Raw genomic sequence first — 19,267 nt, 5'->3', positions numbered from 1 at the left:
TCTCCTATTCTGCTGGTTCTTCAGCCGGTACCTTAACCGTCACCTTGGTGGTGGCACTCTGTCCACCGACCGTCGCGGTAATTGTCGCAGTTCCGGCGGCCACGAAGGTCACCGTCCCAGCATCAACCGTCGCAATGGCCTTGTCACTGGTTGACCAGGTCACGGTCTTGTCAGTCGCATTTTCCGGCGCCACTGTCGCGGTCAATTCGACCGTCCGACCGATGTCACCGGTGGCCGTCGCTTGGCTGAGGGTGACCCCAGTTACTGGTACGACCACTGGCTTGACGGTAACTGCCGGGAAGCTGAACCGCTTCGACTTGGTGCCGTTGTCCTCCTCACGTTCACCCGTAAAGGTGCCCGCGGGGTACTCCTTAGCTGCCAGGTCGACGTGGACCGGCTCAGGCCCACTACCGACCAGGGTCTCACCTTGATACACATTAAGCTTCATCCTTACACCTCCTGCTGCACACTACTAAAGTCGGCTCCGCCCTCAGCGGCGACTACTTTACCCGTGATGGGAGCCGCTACGCTTTTGGGGCCTTATCTGCCACTACGAATTGAATTCCCTTGGTCTTAGTCTTCAACAAGAAAACGTCATCGTAAGATTGTTCGTAGTACAGGAAGTTCCCAGAGTTGGAGGCCGTCGGCGCATCGAACCCGGCGAAGCTGTACTTCTGCGGCGCAATCTGTACCCCGTTGAAGATGAGGAACATCTGGATTTGCTTAGCGTCATCCAGTAGCTTAGAGCCAACCGTGAAGTCATAGGCCGTTTGCATTAAGTCGGATGGGACTACCTTAATAGTCACGTCATCGAGGCTGTACACAGAACGCTTAATGTTACCTGGATCGCTCAAGTTAATTTGTCGGTTCAAGGCTTCGGCACGTTTCAGCATTGAATTAATCTTTGGCGTCACATACAGGATGCGACCACTGCCGGTGATACGGGATTCATCGAAGTCAGCCATCATGTTGTCGAAGACTTCCAAGATGTTTTCTTCAGTCAGCGTATCGGTCAAGATACCGCCGTCAGCTGCTTCTTTCTTACGGCTGTACAGCTTGCTAAACATCTCGCGGTCCATTTCTGGCATCTTTTCGTCCAGGTTAAACTGCTTAGTGACGTTTGCAATGCTGATTACCGCGTTGGATTCATCAACGTCCAGTGGGTCAACCAAGGTGCTCCAGTAGCGTTCATTAGTCAGTTCGTAGCTATCCCAGTCGTTGGAGTAGTTTGCCACTGGCTGAGTAATGGTCCGCCGTGCACGATCACGCCGTCCTTCGTCAATGCTCAAACGTGGCACTTTAATGTGCTTAGCACCATCGAATTTTACAATCCCATTAGATGGGGAATTCCACAAATCGGACGAAAACAAATGGCCATCGTAAAAAGCCTGTTGAATGGCGGATTGATAATTTTCCGCATAGTTGATTGTTGCCATTATTTATTCCTTCTTTCTGTTATTTAAAAGCGTCTACCATGGCTTGAACCTGGTCCTGGTCACTGGAGCCGTTACCGCCGCCGGGCTCGTAGTCAGACTGCGTGCCTTTATCGAAAAGAAAGGCATTGTCCTTCTTGATGGCGTCCAGCTGGTCATCCAGACCAGTCAGCTTACCATCGTCATCCAACTTGAGCTTATCCATGTCCAGCAAGGCTTCCACCGTCTTAGGATTGCGGGCCTTGGCCGATGTGAGAGCGTTCGTCAGCGCTCCATTGAGCTTGGTCTGGGCCAGTTGGTCGGTCAGTTTTTCAGTCTCTTTGGTGTACTTGTCCTGCAAGGATTGAAGCTGGCTCTGCAAGTCGTCGTTGCCCTTGGCTTGCTTCTTCAGAACGGTAATGTCCTTGCTACGGTCAGCAAGCTGAGCCTTCAGCGAATCGTTCTCTTGCTTGATGGCCTCCACATCACCAGCAGTCGCTTTAGCGGCCTCAATGTCAGTCCCGTTGACCTTCATGATCTTATCAATCTGGTCTTCAGTTAGGTTCATACCTTTTAGCAAATCTCGTTTCATTTTCAACATCCTCTCTCGCTAGATTTACGTGGGGCGGCCACAATCAAGGCAAAACAAATGGCAGTTTTACGACATGCTGAGGTCGAAAAATGGGTATAAAAATAGCACTCAACGATTTGTTGGGTGCTCACTCTTTAGCCATCATATTCAAAAGTTGTTCTTCCGATAAAGACATAACGTAATCTATATACCAATTGCTTTCGGTATCTGTCAGCTCATCCAGCCACTTGGGATGTTTATTACTATCATCCTCAAATTCAAGGCTAGGAAATTCCGATGGTTTTGTTTTACGAAGATTACTAATAATCCAGTTTTTCCGTTCTTCACTAATCATCATCGTCTCCCACCTTTCCAAATTCAAAAGCATACTTATCGGCAAAATCCATCAATGCAAGTTCTTGACTCTTGATCTCATTATATCCCATCTTCACATACTTTTGAATCTGTTTTCCATACACTAGATTAGCATTAAATGGCAATCTCTCTGAAGGACTTGTGTACCAATATACGCTGCCATCGTGCCCAACCGTTAACCCCATACCGATTGTCTTTTCCTTAGATTTTAAAGTCAATGTCGCAACATCACTTAAAGATGGTGGGAATCCGGATGGATGATTGTGAATAGACACATACTGCCCCTTAGATCCTGATTTAAATGCTTGCTTAACCTGCGCATTGTAAACGACCCCCTTATTCACAGTCGCTTTGTTGGAAACTGCAATTGTCGCGCCCGTGTCCGAATCAAGCAAGTAATAATCCTCAAAGGGTGTCCCATTGCGGTGCTGGATCATATGTCGTGCCACAACGGCCACAGCGTCACTAATCTTTGCCGTTCTAGGATTTCGTTTCAATTTATCCTCGAATTCTTGGCTTCTTACATACTCCAGATTAGCACCGAAATCACCTGCACTGGCTGCGCGTTCTCGTTCAGCAAGAATCGACTTCTTCCACTTATTGAATTTAACATCCTTGACCATCTTCCCTTTACCAGTAACGGGATCACGGGACCAACGTTCCTTAATATCAGGCAGATCTTTGAGGTACGGTATGGTAGTGCACCGACATCGACCGTGAATAATCGGGTAGTTGATGCCTGGCCTACGCTCAGACACCTTAAATATCTGGCCGTCTAGCTTGGCACAGATAGCACAAGTGTGACTCTCTAGCGTCGCCATATACTCGTATTGCTCAATCTCATTCTCTTCGTAGGCCCTAACATTGGCTTCTTCGGCAACGTGGGCCATCTCTGACACAACTAGCCGGTGCACGTTGTTGCGCTTCACGTCTTGAAAGCGGGCGTGCATCATCTGGGTAACCTTATGCGGTCCGTACCCCATAATGGTGCCCCGGAGAACGGCGTCCATCAGGTAACTGGGTAACTCACGCTGATAGTTCTTCCAAATTCGTTGTGAGAAGTCCTTGCCGTCTTTCCCCCACGGCTGACTGACGGCCATCCGAAGTTGAACATCGTTGAAGTGTGCGAAGTCGGCTGAGAAGCTAGCTCGTTGTGCCTGCAGATTATAGTTGGTCCGCATATACGTGTCATCGTACTGGTCCGCTAACTTATCCCGCATGGAGTCGGTCAAGCTCTGGGCACGTGGCTGAGAGATGGAACGAAGTTGCTGTTCTAATGCCTGCAAAAGGGCCACTCGGGAACGGAAGTACTCGGCGTCTAACTCATCCTCATACCCACCAGCCTTCGCTTTCTCCCGGAACTGCTTCAAGGTCATTTGCCAGTGCTTGGTATGAATGCCATCAAGGGCCTTGCGAGCGGCGTCAGAGTCAATGCCTTGGTTCTTGGCATACTTATCCACCCACTTGCTAACCTCACCGTTAAGCTCACGAAATAGACCATTGAGTTCGGGCTGTAGTGACTTCTCGTATGCCTCGGTCGCCCGAATTTCTTTGGCTTTGGTTTGCAGATAACGGCGTTGCCAATACTCCTGGTTAGTCGTCATCATCCTCACCATCCACATTGTTTAGTGCTTCTGGATTATCGTAACCGTCATGCTTCACAATATCGTCCTGGCGGTCCTTCAACTCCTGCTGCCAATCGTCAACCAGCGGATTAGCCTTAGCAATCGCTTCGTCACTCGAATATTGAGCAACCTGTGATAAAGTTTGAGCTTCTTCGAGGTTATTATGGATTGAAGCCCGGGACCAGGTCTGCTCAATCTTGCGGCCATCGGGATCACTTGCTTTAACCCACCGCATAATGGCCCGTATTAATTCATTGAGAGCGTCAGTGAAGTAGGCCTGAGTGTTAGCGGCCTTGAGTTCCAAGTGACTGTACAGCATCTTAATGGCCGTCCCACTGGCATTGGTCGCCTCGAACTTGGTCGGGTCGATGCCCTGGCCGTGGACAAAGATGTCCGCCTTAGTCGACTCCAGCAAGGTCGTCCGAGCTTCAACGGGGATGTCGATAGTTAACTTGTCAACACCAGACCTATCGTTGGCGCCCGTACTGTCCATCTTGATAACGCCCTTCTTCAGAGTCTCCATGAACTCGCTTAAGTCCATTCCACCGTAGTTGGTGAGAACTAAGATGACTTGCTGCACGTCGTCAATGTCGTTGACAAACCCGTTGTAGACGTCATCATACACATCAATGAGTCCCTTATACTTGTACAGTTCCGGCCGCCGATACTTGTTTTTGGGGAAGGCGATAAATGGAATCCGCCCGAAACCGTGTTGCATAACGGTCCCCGTCCCGACGTCCTCCTGAGTGGCCACATCCCAGATAGTAAAGCGTCCAGGTAGTGGCTCCAGGTCAGAGTAATCACTCTTCTGTGACCGGAAGAACGTACAATCCGTGTCCGTCCAGTACTCATGGATTCGGTAGTTCTTACCCGTTCTTGGGTCCAACTGCGAGTACGTGCGGCGAACGGCCAGGAGCTTGCGGTCCAAGTCGTTGGAGTAAATAGGCGTCACCTGGTCCGGTGGCACAATGCCGTAGCGAAACTGGCCATCCTTGTCGGTCCAGTAGTGGACCCATGCGACTCCCGCGTTGGCCGCATCCACGACCAGCTGGTTGAGACGGAGACCAAAGTTGTCGCCCAACGTCTGCTTAAGCGTATCGTTCAGGCCATCATCTTCGACGTCCACAGAGGGAGGGATGGTCGCTAGATACCCGGCTTCTTGGTCAACTAATAGTTGGTGAAAGTTGTTGGACACACGATTATCTGCCCGACGAAGGGGCTTGTCACTCCCGTCCTTCTTCACCCGAGACTCACCGTTATTACGGTTGGTGATGTCGTTTTTATTGAAGTAGTAGCGGACCGACGCATCAAACTGGGCATTAAACTTCTCCCGCCGACTGTCGGTTTTCTTCAGTAGTTCTTTCATGACCTTTATTTCCATGGGACAAACCCTCCCTTCTTCATCAATGATTCCAACTCGTACCGCGTTTTATCAATGGTATGATCATCGCCATCCGGATAACCAGACTTGAAGTTACCGTTAGCGTCGCGAGCCAGCTCGTATCCCGAGAATTCACGCGCTGTGTTGGGGCACCGAACTGGGTCAATCACGATTTCACGCAAGTCTTGGAGCCACTTGAACCCGTGCTCACGTGACCCCGGCCCCTTGCGTGCACCCACAACGTTGAGCCCCAGGTCGCGGAACTCACGGATGGTGCGGGGTTCGGCGCTATCGGCCGTGATGATTTCGTTCATCGGATTAAGCCGCTTAATCTGGGTCACCGCCTCACGATTAGTCATGCCTACGCTGTAAATTTCGTTAAACAAAAAGACCCGGCGTCTAGCCGCGTCCCAATATGCATCCCCATAAGCCAGTGGATCATGAGCGAACCCAAAGTCCATGCCGTGATAAATTTTATCGAAATGTGAAATCTCCTCATCGGTAATCTCTCGGATAGTGAGGTTATTGAAGACTTCGGCACCCGTACCCGTGACCTCACCTAAGTATTCGTGAGCGTAAGCCTTAGGGTTGTCCTTCTGCAGCTGTTCGGCATCGGCCAGGAACTCTTTTCCCAGCCACTCCTTAGGCACCGACCGGTAATCGCTGGAATGGACTAGTGTGTCTGCCCGCAGCCCCTGCTGCGTTTGTGCTTGGTTAACCCAGGAGCTCACCGAGGCCGGCGGGTTGTAGCTGTAGAAAGTCACAATGCCATCGCCACCCCGGTTAAGGGATTGGTTGATATTTCGGATTTCAGTCCAACCCTTGAAGTCAGCGACCTCTTCATAATGCTTGTATTTGGTGTAGCCATGCCGGAACTTTTGCGACTTGACCTTGCGCGGGTCGTCGGCTCCCTTAAAGCGGATTTGCTGGCCAGTGGGGACGTACGTCAGCTGCATGGGGCTAACCGAGTCCACCCAAAATTCTGATACGCCTAGCTTGTCGATAGCCCATAGATACTGGTCGTACACTGATTCACGTAGGTTAGTCGCATAGCGCCGCATGACCACCGCGTTAGCCTCATGCGACTGGTCGGCCATAATGCCCAGCACAATCATCAGAGACACAAAACTGGACTTAGTCGACCCCCGTCCACCCTTAAGCCAGTAGTTGGAGTGGTGATGCTCCACGATGTCCCAAGCGAGCGAGTAGAAAGAGGGGGCGACCATGGCATCGAGATTAACCATTATTGTCGTCCCCCTTAGGAATGTTGAAATTAATTTGTGGCGTGATGCCTGAAAGCTCATGGCGCTCCGTCCACATCGCGTACCGCTTACCCATCAACTCGGCCGCTCGGATACGGTCGGCCACCTTAGATGGCACCCGCACCTTGTGCCCACTTGGCGTGACAATTGTCTCCATGACCTTGCCACGCCGGACATCCGTCAGAAACTCCATGATCTCCTGCTGGGAGTCAATCCGCTCCGTCTTGATTTTTTCGGTTTCTTTTTCAAGTGCTTTCAAAACCTGGGGTTTCTTTAAGTTTTCAGCACCGATTGTAGAAGCTGTCTTCTTACTGTACCCGGCATCTGTGGCGGCCTGCGTTGCATTGCCGCTTTCAATGTACGCTTGTACGAAACGTTCCTGCTTGAGCGTTAGCTTCTTCTGCATGACGCAGACCTCCTTTTCCTTACTTTTACCCAAAACAAAACCCCAGCATCACTGCTAGGGGCGTCTGGAGGGCGGCTGACCGGACCGCTCTAAATATTTTTCATACTATCATAGTAATCCTTTACTTCGGGCTTTTGTGGACGGCTGTTCGGCGCGTTTTGGACATGTCGTCCAGCGCATCTATGCCGAAAATCATGATTGACAGGTCGTTAATGGCCTTCATCTCATCACGCCGAATGGTCTTTTCATCGACCTTGTAGTAATCGGCCAACTGCAATCGTGTCAAAGTACCGTCAATAAGGTACAACTTTTTAATTACATCGTATCGGCGACCATCCTCGAAAGTTCCAGCCGTGCAGATATCACGATACCGCTCTAAGATACGATCTACAAACTGCATCATCTCTTTAGACCGCTCTCTGTATCCCAGCAGAGAGTACAGACTAATTTCGTACTTCGACAGTGGCACGTCCTCGTCTATGGTCGGCATATCAATTCGAATATGGTTCTCCAGCAGTTTGTAGTGTTTGAGTAGCGATTTCGTGTTGCGGAGCTGTTGCTCACTCTCACTTTTAGCAAAGTCGCGTCCACTGCTGATAAGTCCGGCTACCAACTTATCGATGGTACTGTCCGACAGCTCAATCGCCATTGGCTACATCTCCCATCATGCAGACCTCTTGGATAACGGCATTACGCTCCGGAGATGATAATCGGAGATAAGCGGCGTGCACCTCACGTGGCAAATGCGGAAAGTGATTAGCTAACCAAACAATAGTGCGAATCATGTCGTTTCGTTGATCCTGGTAAACAGTAATCAGAAATTTTCTGAATTTAATTTGGTCTTCCGTCATTCCTTACTCACTCCTCACTTTGAATTAACCGATCCAGATAAGTTCTAGCCTTCCGTAAATCCTCCACTCCATTCTTCGAGTGGTACCGGATAACGTACTTAATGACATTGCCCACCATGAACCCGCGAAATTCCTGAGTCGTAAACATCTCGCTGAAATGGTCGAATAGGTCACGGCCTTCGTGTTTGTAGTAATCGGGACGAATAGCGGACGGGTGGTCATCTTTGATTGCGCAATAAACACCGTCAAAAGCAATCCCATTGCCATGGGCGCACGTTTCGATTAAAGTTTCATCTTGGTGATACTCTACGAAATTGTCATGACGCATCCACGTTAAGGTGTGGTCGCTATCATCCGCACAAACGATGTCATAATTGTAATGGTACCGACTACTGGGGGATTCACCACTCCCCCACACATAGCCGCGTTCATCAAAATAACGCATCAACGCGTCCATATCCTCATGTGTCGCTACATGATAGTGCTTGTCCATTTTTACACCTCACTCATTTTTCTGTACTTGATTCCGTATTTCTTCATCACATGGTAAACCGTGCCAATTGAAATATGATGATTCTTCGATAGGTTCTCATCCTTTCTGGCAGCCATAAGAATCTCATACGACGTTAGTTCCGTTGTGTCTAGCCCTTCAAAAAACGCTTGCCAGTGCCTACCACGTTCGTACAGTGGTTTCTTGTTGGGCTCATAAACAACGCCTGCTGCTTTCTGAACCCGGTTTACATCGGATTCAGGTGCCTTTGAGATGCTCCCGTACTTAGCTTCAATCTCATGTAGAATTAGTAAATAATTCGGCGCTCGGTTCATGGTCACACCTCCTCACCCCTGATAACCCGTCACAATCATCGCTACCGAAATAATCGTGAAGCAGATAATGGCTAAGGCAATCAGTCTATTTTTGTCCGACATGTCATTTCTCCTCATAGAATCCGTCCTCACTGTATCCTAGTGGCGCCGTGTGTTTTACGTAAGCTTTGTAGAATTCGGAAACTGTCCCACCAAACTTCTCGATTAACGGCACCGTTTTGCTATCCACTAGCCGACCATCGGGTAAATACCAGCTCCAGCCGTGTCGCAACTTCTCAATCTCAAATTTCTCCCACGGCATTTCGGACATATCGTCAGCCCAGGCGGCGCGCCTGCACTTAATCTCTAAGAACTCAGCTTCACCTAGACGTTCATCTCCAACAACAGATGATTTGGCTTTGCCGGCCGTTTCGCCCCAGGCAACCATTGCTAATTCGCCTTCAAGGGGATCGTAAGCTGAGCATATCCAAGCTTTCACTATTCAATCACCTCCAACGATTCCCAGCGCATCATCCACAGAACGAGCCACTCCGTACAACACTGGAAAAGATTTAATAAATTGTGCAAACAACTTCTGATCAGGCCGCAACCGCCCCTTCTCATTTTTAATTTCTAAGCAGAAGAATCGTCCGTCTGAATGCCGGAACCCACAAAGATCGGGGAAACCTCGTGGAAACAGCATGATCATTTGTCCGTTCTCGGTCCGAATCTTACCGGCATTACTCCGAAAAACGGTGAAACCATTCTTCGATAGGGCCAGCATGATGTCCGTCTGAATCTTATGCTCACTTTCGATAATGTAGCCTCCATTCTGTGTAGGCCTGTGTATGGTTAAATTTAGGCCTACACGTCCAACAAATCGCGTTGTATCAGTGATTAGTAACGGTGTGTAGGCAGTGTAGTCACAAACCACCCTTTTCTATATATTATTTTTTTATTTTCTTAATACGTTAATATCAAGAAAACTATACATAACTATGCACAAACCTTTAGTGCCAAGGGATTAATGTGCCTACACTACCCTACACAAGTATGCACAACCCTACACTTCTTTCTTTGGGTGCCGTGTAATGATTTCAAAAGGCTGATGTATTTCATTCATGCTTACACCAAGATAGTAATTCCCCTGATTGTCACGTTTACGCTCAAACTTCTTCATCATTTCTTTACCGAACTTCGTTGAGTTCATCAGGTATTGAGAGTTATCACTCGCCCAATTCTTATACCGGCGATACAGCTCGGCCGCCCGGACGGTCTCATGCTCACCTAACGTACAGCACTCTTCCAAAAACTCGGAAGTCACGTCCATCTCGTTACGGTAGTCGCGGCTAGCCTGCTGCACACTCTCTGGTGCTTTCAGGCCCTCTCGTTGCCATTTCAGTGCGCCCTCAACTGCCCAATTTAAGATGCCGACCTCTTCACGTTGGAGTTTGTACTTTAGATCCTTATCCACCCGGTTATCCGGAATCTTCACAGCAAACGGCACTAGCATGAGCCGCCGCCAGATACCATCATCGGTCCCCCGAATGATTGGCTTGTGGTTGGTCGCCAGCCACAGCTTAAATTCTGGTTTAAACTCAAATTCTTTTCCATACAGGTACCGCGCCGTTACGGTGTCCCCACCGGTCAGTTGCTTCACCAGGCCTTCATCTAGTCGGAGGCCGTCGTTCGGCTCGCTTGAAGTGACCAACCGTGCCCCCTCTAGTCGGGCAATATCAGAATTAGCGGCGGACTTGTTTTGCTTGACCATGATGGAATCGGCCTGCATCGACCGGGCGTAGTTACCCAAAGCATCGGCAATTGTGTCAATGAAGATGGATTTACCGTTCCGGCCGTTCCCGTACAGAATGAACATCACTTGCTCTTTCGTGGAGCCAGTCAGGGAATACCCCACTGCCTTTTGCACGTACTCAATCAGCTCTTGATCGCCGTTAAAAATCTGGTCCAGGAACTGCTGCCACTCCGGTGCATCGATGGTATCTGTGTATTCCACCCGTGTTTGTCGTGAGAACATCTTCTTGATGTCGTGTTCGTGGAGGAGCCCACTGGTCAGGTCAACGTAACCATTCGCTACGTTGAGTAACGTTTTGTCACTGTCGAATTCGCCATGGAGCACCGGTACTCGATGCTTTATTTCATCAATCAGGGCCTTCTTCCCAGAGTTTGAGCGCGAATGCTTAATGTGCTTTTGGAAAGCCTTCATCGCCTTTTCTTCGGTCAAGTCACTATCCGGTGGGACCACTAACTTTTCGTGTTTCATGTCGTTAATTACGCGGTCGGCCAAACTGTGGACTTGACCAGTTTCGTCGGTCTCCCAGTAGCTGCCGTTGTAAACCATCCAGCTCTTATCGATAAACGAATATTTCAGCAACTCCCCGTAATGATCCATAAAGCGGTCAGCGTTTCCAGTGTCGTCCCAGCTACGGGGCGGGACCTCTTTTTTCTTAGGCTGATTCTTCTCGGCAAACTCAAACCGATATTTCAACGGAGCCTTTCGTTGGGTAAACACATCGTGGGTCTCGTTGATGGCCTTATTAAGCGTCGCCACCCCGTAGTTCGTTTTTCCGTGACGTTCATCCCACTTGGGCCGCATCAAACTCGACTGTCGAAAGATACTGTCCATCTTGGTGAAGTCCCGACCGGTCCAGAACGCTAAATCGTTGGCAAACGCTAGGTCAGCTTCCGACTGACTGGTATAAAACTGCTCCCATCCCCCATTCATGAACAACTTGAACCGTTGCCCCGTCCGAGAACTTTCGGCCCGGGTGATGATTTCACTCTCACTGAGGTCATTCAACTGTGGCAATTGGTCCTTTGGGAGCTTCACCACGTTGTCGGTCTTCAGGTAGCGGTCATACAGGAGTTGCATCAATTTCGGGTCCGGCTCGTTAACTTCCGAATAGGGGCCAATCAGCTCACCGGTCATTGCGAAGAACCTACCGGTCGTGTACATTTCAACTGATCCTTTCCGGCGCCGGTCGCCCGGAATCCTCCCTTTCACAATGATGTGGAGGCCGGTCCCGGAAACACTCGTTTCGGCATAGGACTTCGTGATGGTCAAGAATCGCTGAACCTCGTTGTCATCGGTGTCGCCCCGCTTCCAACGATCCAAGTCGGCCCCAACGTGGTCCACGTCGATTCCCACATAAGGAGGGATAAAGTAGAACCCCAGACCGTCCATCCCCAGGTCTTCCATCGCCTGTAACGCGGTATCGAAATCTGCCCACGTCTTGGGGTCGTTCGACCGCCCATCGTGATCGGTGTAAGGATCAATAGGAATCTTGGTGTACTTGTTACGTTCGGGCTTCCAGATTAGTTTGAAAAGCCCCCATTGCTTTAGGGACTTGAGTTCTTGGGGAATTCGTTCATACATCAGCGGGCCTCCTTAGAATGGCAAATCGTCGTCAGAAATGTTTACGGGTGTACCCGTATTTGCAAACGGGTCATCGGTATTCGTTGCTGGCTGTGCCTGTGGCGCTGGCTTAGTAGCTGGTCGCTTATTCTTGTAAACGTGCTGAATCTGCGGGTAATCGCTGACTTCAAAGTTCCAAGGTGCCACCCGGTTGACCAGTCTAGTCTCGCCCTTGTAGGTATCCTGCTCAGCCTTCACGTACACCTTGACCGGCGTCCCGGTGATAGCTTTCATGAAGTCTTCCACCGTTGGAATAGCCGTATTTTCAGGTACTCCTGCGGCCTGGAGGATGTACTTGAAGCCGTCTAAGTCGTATTGGTTCGTCGCCTTACGCTTCCAATTGTCCATAAAGACGTGGCGGTTGTGGTACTTGCCGTTAGTGTTGGCAAGGCCTGGGACCTTGTCTAAGTCATTGCGGACCAGCAGGTCAATCTGCAGAGTCTCGGCCCCATTCTTGGTCGCTGACTCCTGGGCCTTGTTGATGATCATCTCATAGGTCCCGGTCGGTAGCGGATCGTAGCTGCTGCTAGTATTGTTGGCGTAGTTTGTGTTCATAAAGTCATTCGCCATGATGTGTTCCTCCTAAATTTATTTATTGAGCAAGCCAAGTGAGCGGGCTTGGAAGTAAGCCCATCCCGGTTTGTAGTGGCGTGCTTTCGCGATGCCGTACAGGTCCTCCATCGTCTCGGCCTCACTAGGCTTCATCCGCGCATAGCGGACTGAATTGTAATCGGCCTTCATGTCCAGGTGACCATGGATTCGTTCCAACTCGACTGAGCTGTCAGTTTCCATCTCTGAAGCAGATTTTTCGATTTTTCGCCCACACACGGGGCAAATCGTCGATGCTGCTGGAATGACCGCGAAGCAGAACTCGCATGTCCGAATGGGTGGCGCGTCATTGGCCTTCTTGCCCTTGCGCTTCTTACGGTCTGCCAGTGACCACTGGTGATCGTCGTCTGGTAGACCGAAGCGCAAGTAGTTCCCGACGTGATCGATGATGGTCGCCACTTTGTCTGGCCGGTACCGCATCGAACGCATCGATTGCTGGATGAAGAGTACCAGCGACTCCGTCGGCCGCAGCATGATGACCACCGAGCAATCCGGGACGTTGAAGCCTTCGCTGATTAAATCGACGTTGCACAGCACCTTGAGTGACCCGTCCTTGAAGCTGGTCATGATCCGTTCACGCTCCTTGGAGGGTGTCTTGGCATCGGCGTGAGCCGCTTGAATGCCGCTAGCTCGAAAAGCTTGGGCGACTTCCTTGGAGAACTCGACTGAGTGAGCATAGACAATCGCCTGCTGGCCTGACGTCTTCTCCTGATAGGTCCTCACAACATCCCCAAAGATGGTCCGGCCCACAGCCTCATCGATTGACTTGCTAGTGTAGTCCCCGGTGCTAGACCGTTTAAGTTTATCTTCGTCGACCAGCTTCACCGAGTAGTACTCATAAGGTGCCAGATAGTGATGCTCAATCAGCCAGTCAATTTTTGGACCAATAATCAAGGCATCGTACACGTCATGCAGTCCTTTTCCGTTGAGCCGCCATGGGGTAGCCGTGAAGCCTAGTCGGGGGATGCCGGCATAGTAGTCGTAGATTTTCTGGTAAGTCCGTGCCAGGCTGTGATGGGTCTCGTCGGTGATGATCAGGGTCGGCCGCGGTAGAACACTCAGTCGGTGAGCAATTTTTCCCACGGTCAAGATGGTGCACTGGGACAAGTCCACATCGTTTTCGCGAAAGGACTGCCGAATCTGGTTCACCAATTCCTTGCGATGAACCGTAAACATCACCTGACCGCCCTTAGCGACCGCTAAACGCGCGATTTCCGCAATCATGACCGATTTACCGGATCCAGCCGGACTTTGCAGGAGAACCGCTTTTTTACCCCTTGCTAGGGCCGCCCGGGCCTGGCTCACCAGCTTTGCCTGGTACGGGTGCAGTTGGTACATCCCCATCACCACCAATCTTTGTAAAAAGGTCCTGCGGAAGGGCAAATTTACGTTCGTCCAGTTGGTTCTTTGCATACACCGCGTTGGACGGATGCAGAATAAACCCTCGCTGACCGGTCTTGCTGGAAACCACCATCCGTCCGACCAGGTTCATTAGCCCCATCACGTTGGTGAGAACCTTTTCCCGAATATCGGGCATGAATTGGTTGAAGGTCTGACCACTCGGTGATTCGATTTGACGGGTGGTCTCCCAGGCCGTGTAGACTTTGTTGATGTCCGGCCATGAGTTAATATACCGAATCATGTCTGGGAGGTAAAAACCGTACTGATTGTAGTCGTTCATCTGAGGAACTCCCATGTCCGCCCCCTGCTTGGTCTTCGACGCGTTGGCCTTCTCACCTAACCACGCGTGCTCAAACTCGCTGAGGTTGTCAACGGCAATATTGTCGTAGGCTCCTCGGTAGCTCTTGGCAATTTCCGCCAGTAGCTGACGGGCTCCCTCCAGTGGACGCTTGGTGTCTAGCTTCACAATGTCGATGTTTGGGGCTCCCGCTAAAACGTTGGTTGTACGGTCAATGTCGATGACCAGCGTCTTCCCGGGCAGGAAGCGCAGGGTCGACGTCTTCCCGGTTCCCGGCTGGGCGTAAATCAGGGCGCTGAAGTCCTGGGCCCGCTTGAGGTCTGATGCGTGTTGAATCTCCATATCACTTCACCCTTTCGTATCCAATGCGGTTGGCGTCCATGAAGCTCTTGAGCATCTCCATCTGGGGAATTGTCGCCGTGATCATCAGAGTGACTTGGTGTGAGACTACTTCCCCGGTGTTGGTATCCACGATGGCATCCCCGCGAGTCTCTTGATGGGTCTGTTCTTCAGCCGCTTCGGCTTCTAATTGTCGTTGTTTCTCGGCCTTGCGCTTGACCTGTGCGTCAATGGCGGCCATCAGGTAATCGACATCCTGTCCTTGCTTGAGTTGGTCCACCCAACCAGATGGGTCTACTTTTTGAACCTCAGCATATTTGGTGATAGTTAAAATATCAGTCGCTAACTTATCCTTGGCTTTCTTAATGGAAACCATGGTCCCAGCAATCCCATCAACTATCTTTTTCTTACTGATGGTCTTGTTCAGCCAAGTAGGATCAACTTTAATCTCCGTTGATTCAACGCCGTAGTTCGGAGCCATTTCATCAATTAAATTTTGGACTCCAACCAACCGTTCTTGTCGTTGCTGTTCTTCCAATTCCTTTAACCCTCTGTCGATAGGGATAATGGCCTGATCTAGGTTCGACCGTAGAATATTGACTTTTTCGGCAAAATCATCATAAGGTCGGTTAAAATCTTTTTTGATTTCCTTCCGGCGATCGTCCAACGCGGCAGACACCTTGCGAAGTTCTGCCCGAATATTCTTGGCATCCTTTTCCGTGGCGTCGGTCACGACCATGTTGTTGAATTTATTAGCATAGTCATTGACGGTTTGTTGCAGTTGTTCGTAGTTTTGAATTGAGATGATTGTTGGTAGATATTCCACCCGATAATCAGGCAGAGTTAACTCAGGTTTAGTTGTCACTCGGGGTCACCTCTTCGCCGTATTCAGCACCGTTTGAACCGTTATAGCATTGGATCGCGGCATGTAGAAAATCATCAAGGTCTAGATCACATTTCTGATTAACAATAGCCGCATTCGTTAGTAAGCCAGTAATAATATCGTCTGGCGTAATGTGCTCAGCACTGAACATCATATCTGGTTCATCATCTCGTACATTGGTGATAGTAATTTTAGATGGTTTCATTTCAACCCTCTTTCCGTGGTATAATCCACTTGAAATATATTTTGTTCAGGTCAGCTATTTGCGGTAGCTGGCCTTTTTGATGCGGTCGACTAGCTTGGCGAGCCAGTGATGCTTAGGATACGTATAGACCAGGTCGGCCAGGGTTCGTGTGTGAATGATACTCCCACCTCCTTTCTAGTGACTGGCTGCCCGCAGGAAGCCGAGTAGCGGCCCACACTCCTGAAGCATCTTGCGGATGGTCATGTCAGCGATGTCCCCCGCCATGGCGTTGGCCCACTTCTCTGGGTCTCTTTCAGCCTGATCCTTGGCCACCCTCACCACGTCGTGGATGAGTTGGTCCTTGAATTCCTCCGGTACAAGCTCGCTGGCCTGCATCCGGTCCGCTACCTTGGTAAGGACGGTGTCTAAGTCAATTTCAATTTTCATGGTGTTTTTCCTCCTCATGAGCTAAGTTTGCAAATTTCTCCCACTGCTGAAAACGGTAGGTTGCTAACGCTTGGTAACTCGCCGGCGTCCGCATTAACTTAGCACGCCAGTGTGCTGCCAGTTCTTTATTTGTCATGATTATTTTTCCACCTTTCGTAACCCAATCGAATGGGTAAACCAATTCCAAAAACAAAGACAAAAATCATTACTGTTTCCAACTACATCACCACCAGATCAACAATGATGATTCCTACCAGAAACATTGCTGACCAGTCGGCCCATTTCTCATCTCCATCCGGTAGCTCGAACCACCGGTATACTGGGGTCATCAGGTCCTTCCACAGTGCTTTCATCTCAGCAATTTCTCGCGTCATCTCTTCACCTCCACTACCCGGCTAGGATTTTAATTGCGTTCTTGGTGCTCAAGAATCCACTGACTGACTGCTGGGATGTAGTACCGCTCTGCAGTGCCAAATCTGTAGGTCGGAAATCCCGGCTTACCGCGGAAGTCCGAGTCGAAAGTGTCGACCGGGATGCCGAATTCACCCTGCATCTCTGCCCGCTTGATGAAGCGATGATCTCGCTCCTTGCGGCCATCCTCTACGCCTTGCTCGTAGGCCTGACGGAAGAGGCGGGTCAAGCTGTTTAGTAAGTCATCCACGATTACCCCTCCTTACTTTTAGGCCGAATTTTGAAAGTTTCGATGATTTTCAGCACCAGTGCGTTGGCTGATGGTGAGCTCTGTGAACCGCTCAGGACCTGGGCCATGTACATCTTGCCGACGCCAAAGGTGGTCGCCAGGCTGGTGATTGAGATGTCGTTTTCGTCCAAGTATTCCCGGATGAGTTGACGTCCTGCTAATGTGGTTGGCATCTGCCCCCCCTCCTTTCAGTTATTTTTTCGTAAGGCATTTCAACAACTATTTAATATATCAGTTAGAAAACATTGACTATTTTAGTCAAATATTTTAAAATTAAAGCATAGTTAAAAAGCCTAAACAAAGGGCTTTAACAGCCGTCTGACGGAGGATTTCCTCTCATAACCGTAACAATTCGGTCATCAGAATGCTTATCGAATTACCTTACAAGAACGATATTAAAACATTTGTGTAAAAACGTCAATAGTTTTAGTCAAAAGTTTTAAAAGAAGATTGGAGAAAGCCCATGCTAGTAGTCTTTGACAGAATCAAAAAACTTTCTGAAAAACGTGGCGAGTCGATTAACGACGTCGAAAAGCACCTTGGATACTCGCTCAATACCCTGTATCGCTTGAAGCGATCTAACCCAAGCGCCAAGAAGGTCATTGAGCTGGCTGATTACTTTGACGTGACCACTGACTACCTCCTGGGCCGTTCCGACCAGCCTCACGCTGTGGAAGCCACCTTTTCATCCCTAGTGAGTGACATTTTTGGCGCCCAGCTTGCCAAGGAAGTCGCTAAGTTAGATGATGCCCACAAGCAACGGGTCTACGCTTACACTCAAGCTCAGGTAGAAGATCAGGATAGCTTTGACCAGCCAGACACTCTTGCAGCCCATCAAGCTGACCCTAGCCATCATATAGATAAGGCTGAAGCCAAGAAAATTGCTGAGACGCTTGACGGCATCATCGATGAGTACGAAAAGAAAAAGTAGGGTGGTCTGTATATGGTCCTAAGTAAGTTAGAACAGCTGATTGCGGCGTTTAGCCAGTACGCCGCGATCATCGAAGTACCTCATCTCAGGGAAAAGACTGGCACGTATGGGACCTTCCGGGTCCGCGACAAAAAGCCCTACATCTTCTTAGAGGCTGACCAGCCGGAAATCGACAAGCGCGTCATCCTCACTGAGGAATTCATGCACGCCCTCACCACTGTGGGCGTCATCTTGGACCAGCAAGACCTCAGCAATCGCAAGCAGGAGCTGCAGGCGCGCCGATTGGCCTATAAGACCATCATCAGCATGGATGACTTACTCCACTGCTACCAGATGGGGTTGCAGTACGACTATGAAATTGCTGATGAGCTGGATGTCCCGGTCGATTTTTTAAAAAATGCGATTGAGTACTTTAAAACCCAGTTAGGCGAAGAGTCTACCTATAAGGGGTACAAGGTAGTAATCAGTGACACCATTAATTTTTACCCTGAAAGCGTTGTCAAATGATTTAAGTCCGGTATGATGAGGGTATACCAATCTAATGGAGGTCATCCTATGCAAATTACAGACACCATCACATCGCTTGCCGCCCTCGCCTTCGTCGGGATCATCGCCGTCTGGCTGTATGCCCACGCTAAGAAAATCCAGCTTCCCTTTAGCGGAAAAACAGTCTTGATCACCGCAGCCGCAAGCTTCCTGGTCATGCTCGTCTTCGGCGGCATATCCGGCGGAAGTACGTCAAGTAGCACCGCATCTGATAGCAGCAGCTCATCCGCTAAGTCGTCTAGCTCGGCTAAGTCTGAGTCATCCACAGAAGCGGACGTCTTGCAGTCGCTGAGTAAGTCAGAACTCAAGGAGTACAACTCTGGGCTCATCGACAGCCTAGGCGAAGACCAGGACTACTCCAAGAACGGAAAGAGTAGCTACGACTGGGCCACTTACGTCGACACCATGGTCTACGACAGTCGTGGCCTAGTGGTCAAGGTGACCTCTGATTTCCCTGCTCTGAGTGATAAGGATAAGAGCTTCGTCGTCAAGCATGCCCAAGGGCTAGCCAATGCACAGGTCGCCATCTTGGGCAAAGAGGTCGACAAAGACGCATCCCCACATACCAGCATCTACTTAGGGGCCGAGCGTCTTGGCCACTCCAAGGCTTGGAACACCTCAGAATTCAAGTGGAGCAAGTAGCAGCGTTTTAAATTTTACTTAGAAAATAAAAAAATACTAAGCTTAGAGGCATAGAAGTTACCCGACGGGGTGCTCCTATGCCTCTATTACTTTATAGTGGTAGTGAAGACAGGCCGTGGGCGCTTTGGGTCCTTGAGACCGTAATAAAAAATGGCCGCTTCACTGGT

General features: G+C 49.9%; 28 protein-coding genes. 3 read left to right on the top strand and 25 right to left on the bottom strand.

From position 1 onward, the window contains the following. Nucleotides 1-4 precede the first annotated feature (4 nt). From RIN67_RS03075 to RIN67_RS02955, 25 genes are all read right to left on the bottom strand, one after another. Nucleotides 5-448 carry an Ig-like domain-containing protein gene (locus RIN67_RS03075; protein ID WP_024746617.1) on the bottom strand — a complete coding sequence of 148 codons (444 nt, stop codon included), beginning with the start codon at nt 446-448 and terminating at the stop codon, nt 5-7. A 76-nt stretch (nt 449-524) separates the two neighbouring features. Beyond that, nucleotides 525-1,436: a hypothetical protein gene (locus RIN67_RS03070; RefSeq protein WP_024746616.1), complete on the bottom strand. Its 912-nt coding sequence runs from the start codon at nt 1,434-1,436 to the stop codon at nt 525-527. Between the two features lie 19 nt (nt 1,437-1,455). Then, entirely contained in the window at nt 1,456-2,004 is a 549-nt protein-coding gene (locus RIN67_RS03065; RefSeq protein ID WP_024746615.1) for a phage scaffolding protein, read from the bottom strand. Between the two features lie 127 nt (nt 2,005-2,131). Beyond that, nucleotides 2,132-2,341, bottom strand: coding sequence for a hypothetical protein (locus RIN67_RS03060; protein WP_313845681.1), 210 nt, complete (start codon nt 2,339-2,341; stop codon nt 2,132-2,134). Next, nucleotides 2,331-3,965 (bottom strand): minor capsid protein, encoded by a 1,635-nt coding sequence (locus RIN67_RS03055; protein ID WP_313826039.1) that lies wholly within the window; start codon nt 3,963-3,965, stop codon nt 2,331-2,333. The genes RIN67_RS03060 and RIN67_RS03055 overlap by 11 nt, the downstream gene beginning before the upstream one ends. Beyond that, a complete protein-coding gene (locus RIN67_RS03050) occupies nt 3,952-5,364 on the bottom strand; it encodes a phage portal protein (RefSeq protein ID WP_024746612.1) in 1,413 nt (470 codons plus the stop codon). Before RIN67_RS03050 ends, RIN67_RS03055 begins: the two co-directional genes overlap by 14 nt. Continuing rightward, nucleotides 5,355-6,608 carry a PBSX family phage terminase large subunit gene (locus RIN67_RS03045; RefSeq protein WP_034544923.1) on the bottom strand — a complete coding sequence of 418 codons (1,254 nt, stop codon included), beginning with the start codon at nt 6,606-6,608 and terminating at the stop codon, nt 5,355-5,357. The genes RIN67_RS03050 and RIN67_RS03045 overlap by 10 nt, the downstream gene beginning before the upstream one ends. Beyond that, nucleotides 6,601-7,032 (bottom strand): terminase small subunit, encoded by a 432-nt coding sequence (locus RIN67_RS03040; protein ID WP_024746610.1) that lies wholly within the window; start codon nt 7,030-7,032, stop codon nt 6,601-6,603. Before RIN67_RS03040 ends, RIN67_RS03045 begins: the two co-directional genes overlap by 8 nt. Before the next feature lie 121 nt (nt 7,033-7,153). Further along, entirely contained in the window at nt 7,154-7,681 is a 528-nt protein-coding gene (locus RIN67_RS03035; protein ID WP_024746609.1) for a hypothetical protein, read from the bottom strand. Beyond that, on the bottom strand, nt 7,671-7,883 hold the full coding sequence (locus tag RIN67_RS03030; protein ID WP_024746608.1) for a hypothetical protein: 213 nt from the start codon (nt 7,881-7,883) through the stop codon (nt 7,671-7,673). Before RIN67_RS03030 ends, RIN67_RS03035 begins: the two co-directional genes overlap by 11 nt. Before the next feature lie 7 nt (nt 7,884-7,890). Next, nucleotides 7,891-8,376: a DUF3310 domain-containing protein gene (locus RIN67_RS03025; RefSeq protein WP_024746607.1), complete on the bottom strand. Its 486-nt coding sequence runs from the start codon at nt 8,374-8,376 to the stop codon at nt 7,891-7,893. A 2-nt stretch (nt 8,377-8,378) separates the two neighbouring features. Beyond that, a complete protein-coding gene (locus tag RIN67_RS03020) occupies nt 8,379-8,708 on the bottom strand; it encodes a hypothetical protein (RefSeq protein WP_313826042.1) in 330 nt (109 codons plus the stop codon). 103 nt (nt 8,709-8,811) lie between these two features. Further along, nucleotides 8,812-9,186, bottom strand: a complete 375-nt coding sequence (locus RIN67_RS03015) for a hypothetical protein (protein WP_024746605.1) — start codon at nt 9,184-9,186, stop codon at nt 8,812-8,814. A 3-nt stretch (nt 9,187-9,189) separates the two neighbouring features. Beyond that, on the bottom strand, nt 9,190-9,390 hold the full coding sequence (locus RIN67_RS03010) for a VRR-NUC domain-containing protein (RefSeq protein ID WP_313872941.1): 201 nt from the start codon (nt 9,388-9,390) through the stop codon (nt 9,190-9,192). Between the two features lie 360 nt (nt 9,391-9,750). Then, entirely contained in the window at nt 9,751-12,081 is a 2,331-nt protein-coding gene (locus RIN67_RS03005) for a phage/plasmid primase, P4 family (protein ID WP_313826044.1), read from the bottom strand. Nucleotides 12,082-12,093: 12 nt separating this feature from the next. Beyond that, a complete protein-coding gene (locus RIN67_RS03000; protein ID WP_313826045.1) occupies nt 12,094-12,690 on the bottom strand; it encodes a DUF669 domain-containing protein in 597 nt (198 codons plus the stop codon). 18 nt (nt 12,691-12,708) lie between these two features. Continuing rightward, entirely contained in the window at nt 12,709-14,067 is a 1,359-nt protein-coding gene (locus RIN67_RS02995; RefSeq protein ID WP_024746601.1) for a DEAD/DEAH box helicase, read from the bottom strand. After that, complete coding sequence (locus RIN67_RS02990) at nt 14,000-14,770, bottom strand: AAA family ATPase (RefSeq protein ID WP_024746600.1); 771 nt, start codon at nt 14,768-14,770, stop codon at nt 14,000-14,002. The genes RIN67_RS02995 and RIN67_RS02990 overlap by 68 nt, the downstream gene beginning before the upstream one ends. Before the next feature lies 1 nt (nt 14,771). Then, the gene (locus RIN67_RS02985) at nt 14,772-15,632 is read right to left on the bottom strand and encodes a DUF1351 domain-containing protein (RefSeq protein WP_024746599.1); all 861 of its coding nucleotides are present in this window, start codon (nt 15,630-15,632) and stop codon (nt 14,772-14,774) included. Next, nucleotides 15,622-15,855 carry a hypothetical protein gene (locus RIN67_RS02980; RefSeq protein WP_313826046.1) on the bottom strand — a complete coding sequence of 78 codons (234 nt, stop codon included), beginning with the start codon at nt 15,853-15,855 and terminating at the stop codon, nt 15,622-15,624. The genes RIN67_RS02985 and RIN67_RS02980 overlap by 11 nt, the downstream gene beginning before the upstream one ends. A 174-nt stretch (nt 15,856-16,029) precedes the next feature. After that, entirely contained in the window at nt 16,030-16,281 is a 252-nt protein-coding gene (locus tag RIN67_RS02975; RefSeq protein ID WP_024746598.1) for a hypothetical protein, read from the bottom strand. Further along, entirely contained in the window at nt 16,271-16,417 is a 147-nt protein-coding gene (locus RIN67_RS02970; RefSeq protein WP_162832737.1) for a hypothetical protein, read from the bottom strand. The genes RIN67_RS02975 and RIN67_RS02970 overlap by 11 nt, the downstream gene beginning before the upstream one ends. An 82-nt stretch (nt 16,418-16,499) precedes the next feature. Next, entirely contained in the window at nt 16,500-16,655 is a 156-nt protein-coding gene (locus RIN67_RS02965) for a hypothetical protein (protein ID WP_158422964.1), read from the bottom strand. A 29-nt stretch (nt 16,656-16,684) separates the two neighbouring features. Beyond that, nucleotides 16,685-16,942: a hypothetical protein gene (locus RIN67_RS02960; protein ID WP_024746597.1), complete on the bottom strand. Its 258-nt coding sequence runs from the start codon at nt 16,940-16,942 to the stop codon at nt 16,685-16,687. 2 nt (nt 16,943-16,944) lie between these two features. Next, complete coding sequence (locus tag RIN67_RS02955; RefSeq protein WP_024746596.1) at nt 16,945-17,154, bottom strand: hypothetical protein; 210 nt, start codon at nt 17,152-17,154, stop codon at nt 16,945-16,947. A gap of 290 nt (nt 17,155-17,444) precedes the next feature. On the opposite strand from RIN67_RS02955, the gene RIN67_RS02950 reads away from it, so the two are divergent. Genes RIN67_RS02950 through RIN67_RS02940 form a run of 3 tightly spaced genes read left to right on the top strand, consistent with a single transcriptional unit; the run spans nt 17,445 to nt 19,100 of the window. Further along, on the top strand, nt 17,445-17,912 hold the full coding sequence (locus tag RIN67_RS02950) for a helix-turn-helix domain-containing protein (protein WP_024746595.1): 468 nt from the start codon (nt 17,445-17,447) through the stop codon (nt 17,910-17,912). Nucleotides 17,913-17,924: 12 nt separating this feature from the next. After that, nucleotides 17,925-18,419, top strand: coding sequence for an ImmA/IrrE family metallo-endopeptidase (locus RIN67_RS02945; protein ID WP_024746594.1), 495 nt, complete (start codon nt 17,925-17,927; stop codon nt 18,417-18,419). 48 nt (nt 18,420-18,467) lie between these two features. Continuing rightward, nucleotides 18,468-19,100 (top strand): hypothetical protein, encoded by a 633-nt coding sequence (locus RIN67_RS02940; protein WP_024746593.1) that lies wholly within the window; start codon nt 18,468-18,470, stop codon nt 19,098-19,100. Nucleotides 19,101-19,267 lie beyond the last annotated feature (167 nt).

This window comes from Levilactobacillus namurensis (genome assembly GCF_032197885.1).
Classification (GTDB): domain Bacteria; phylum Bacillota; class Bacilli; order Lactobacillales; family Lactobacillaceae; genus Levilactobacillus; species Levilactobacillus namurensis_A.
This window is presented reverse-complemented; position numbering and strand designations above follow the sequence as displayed.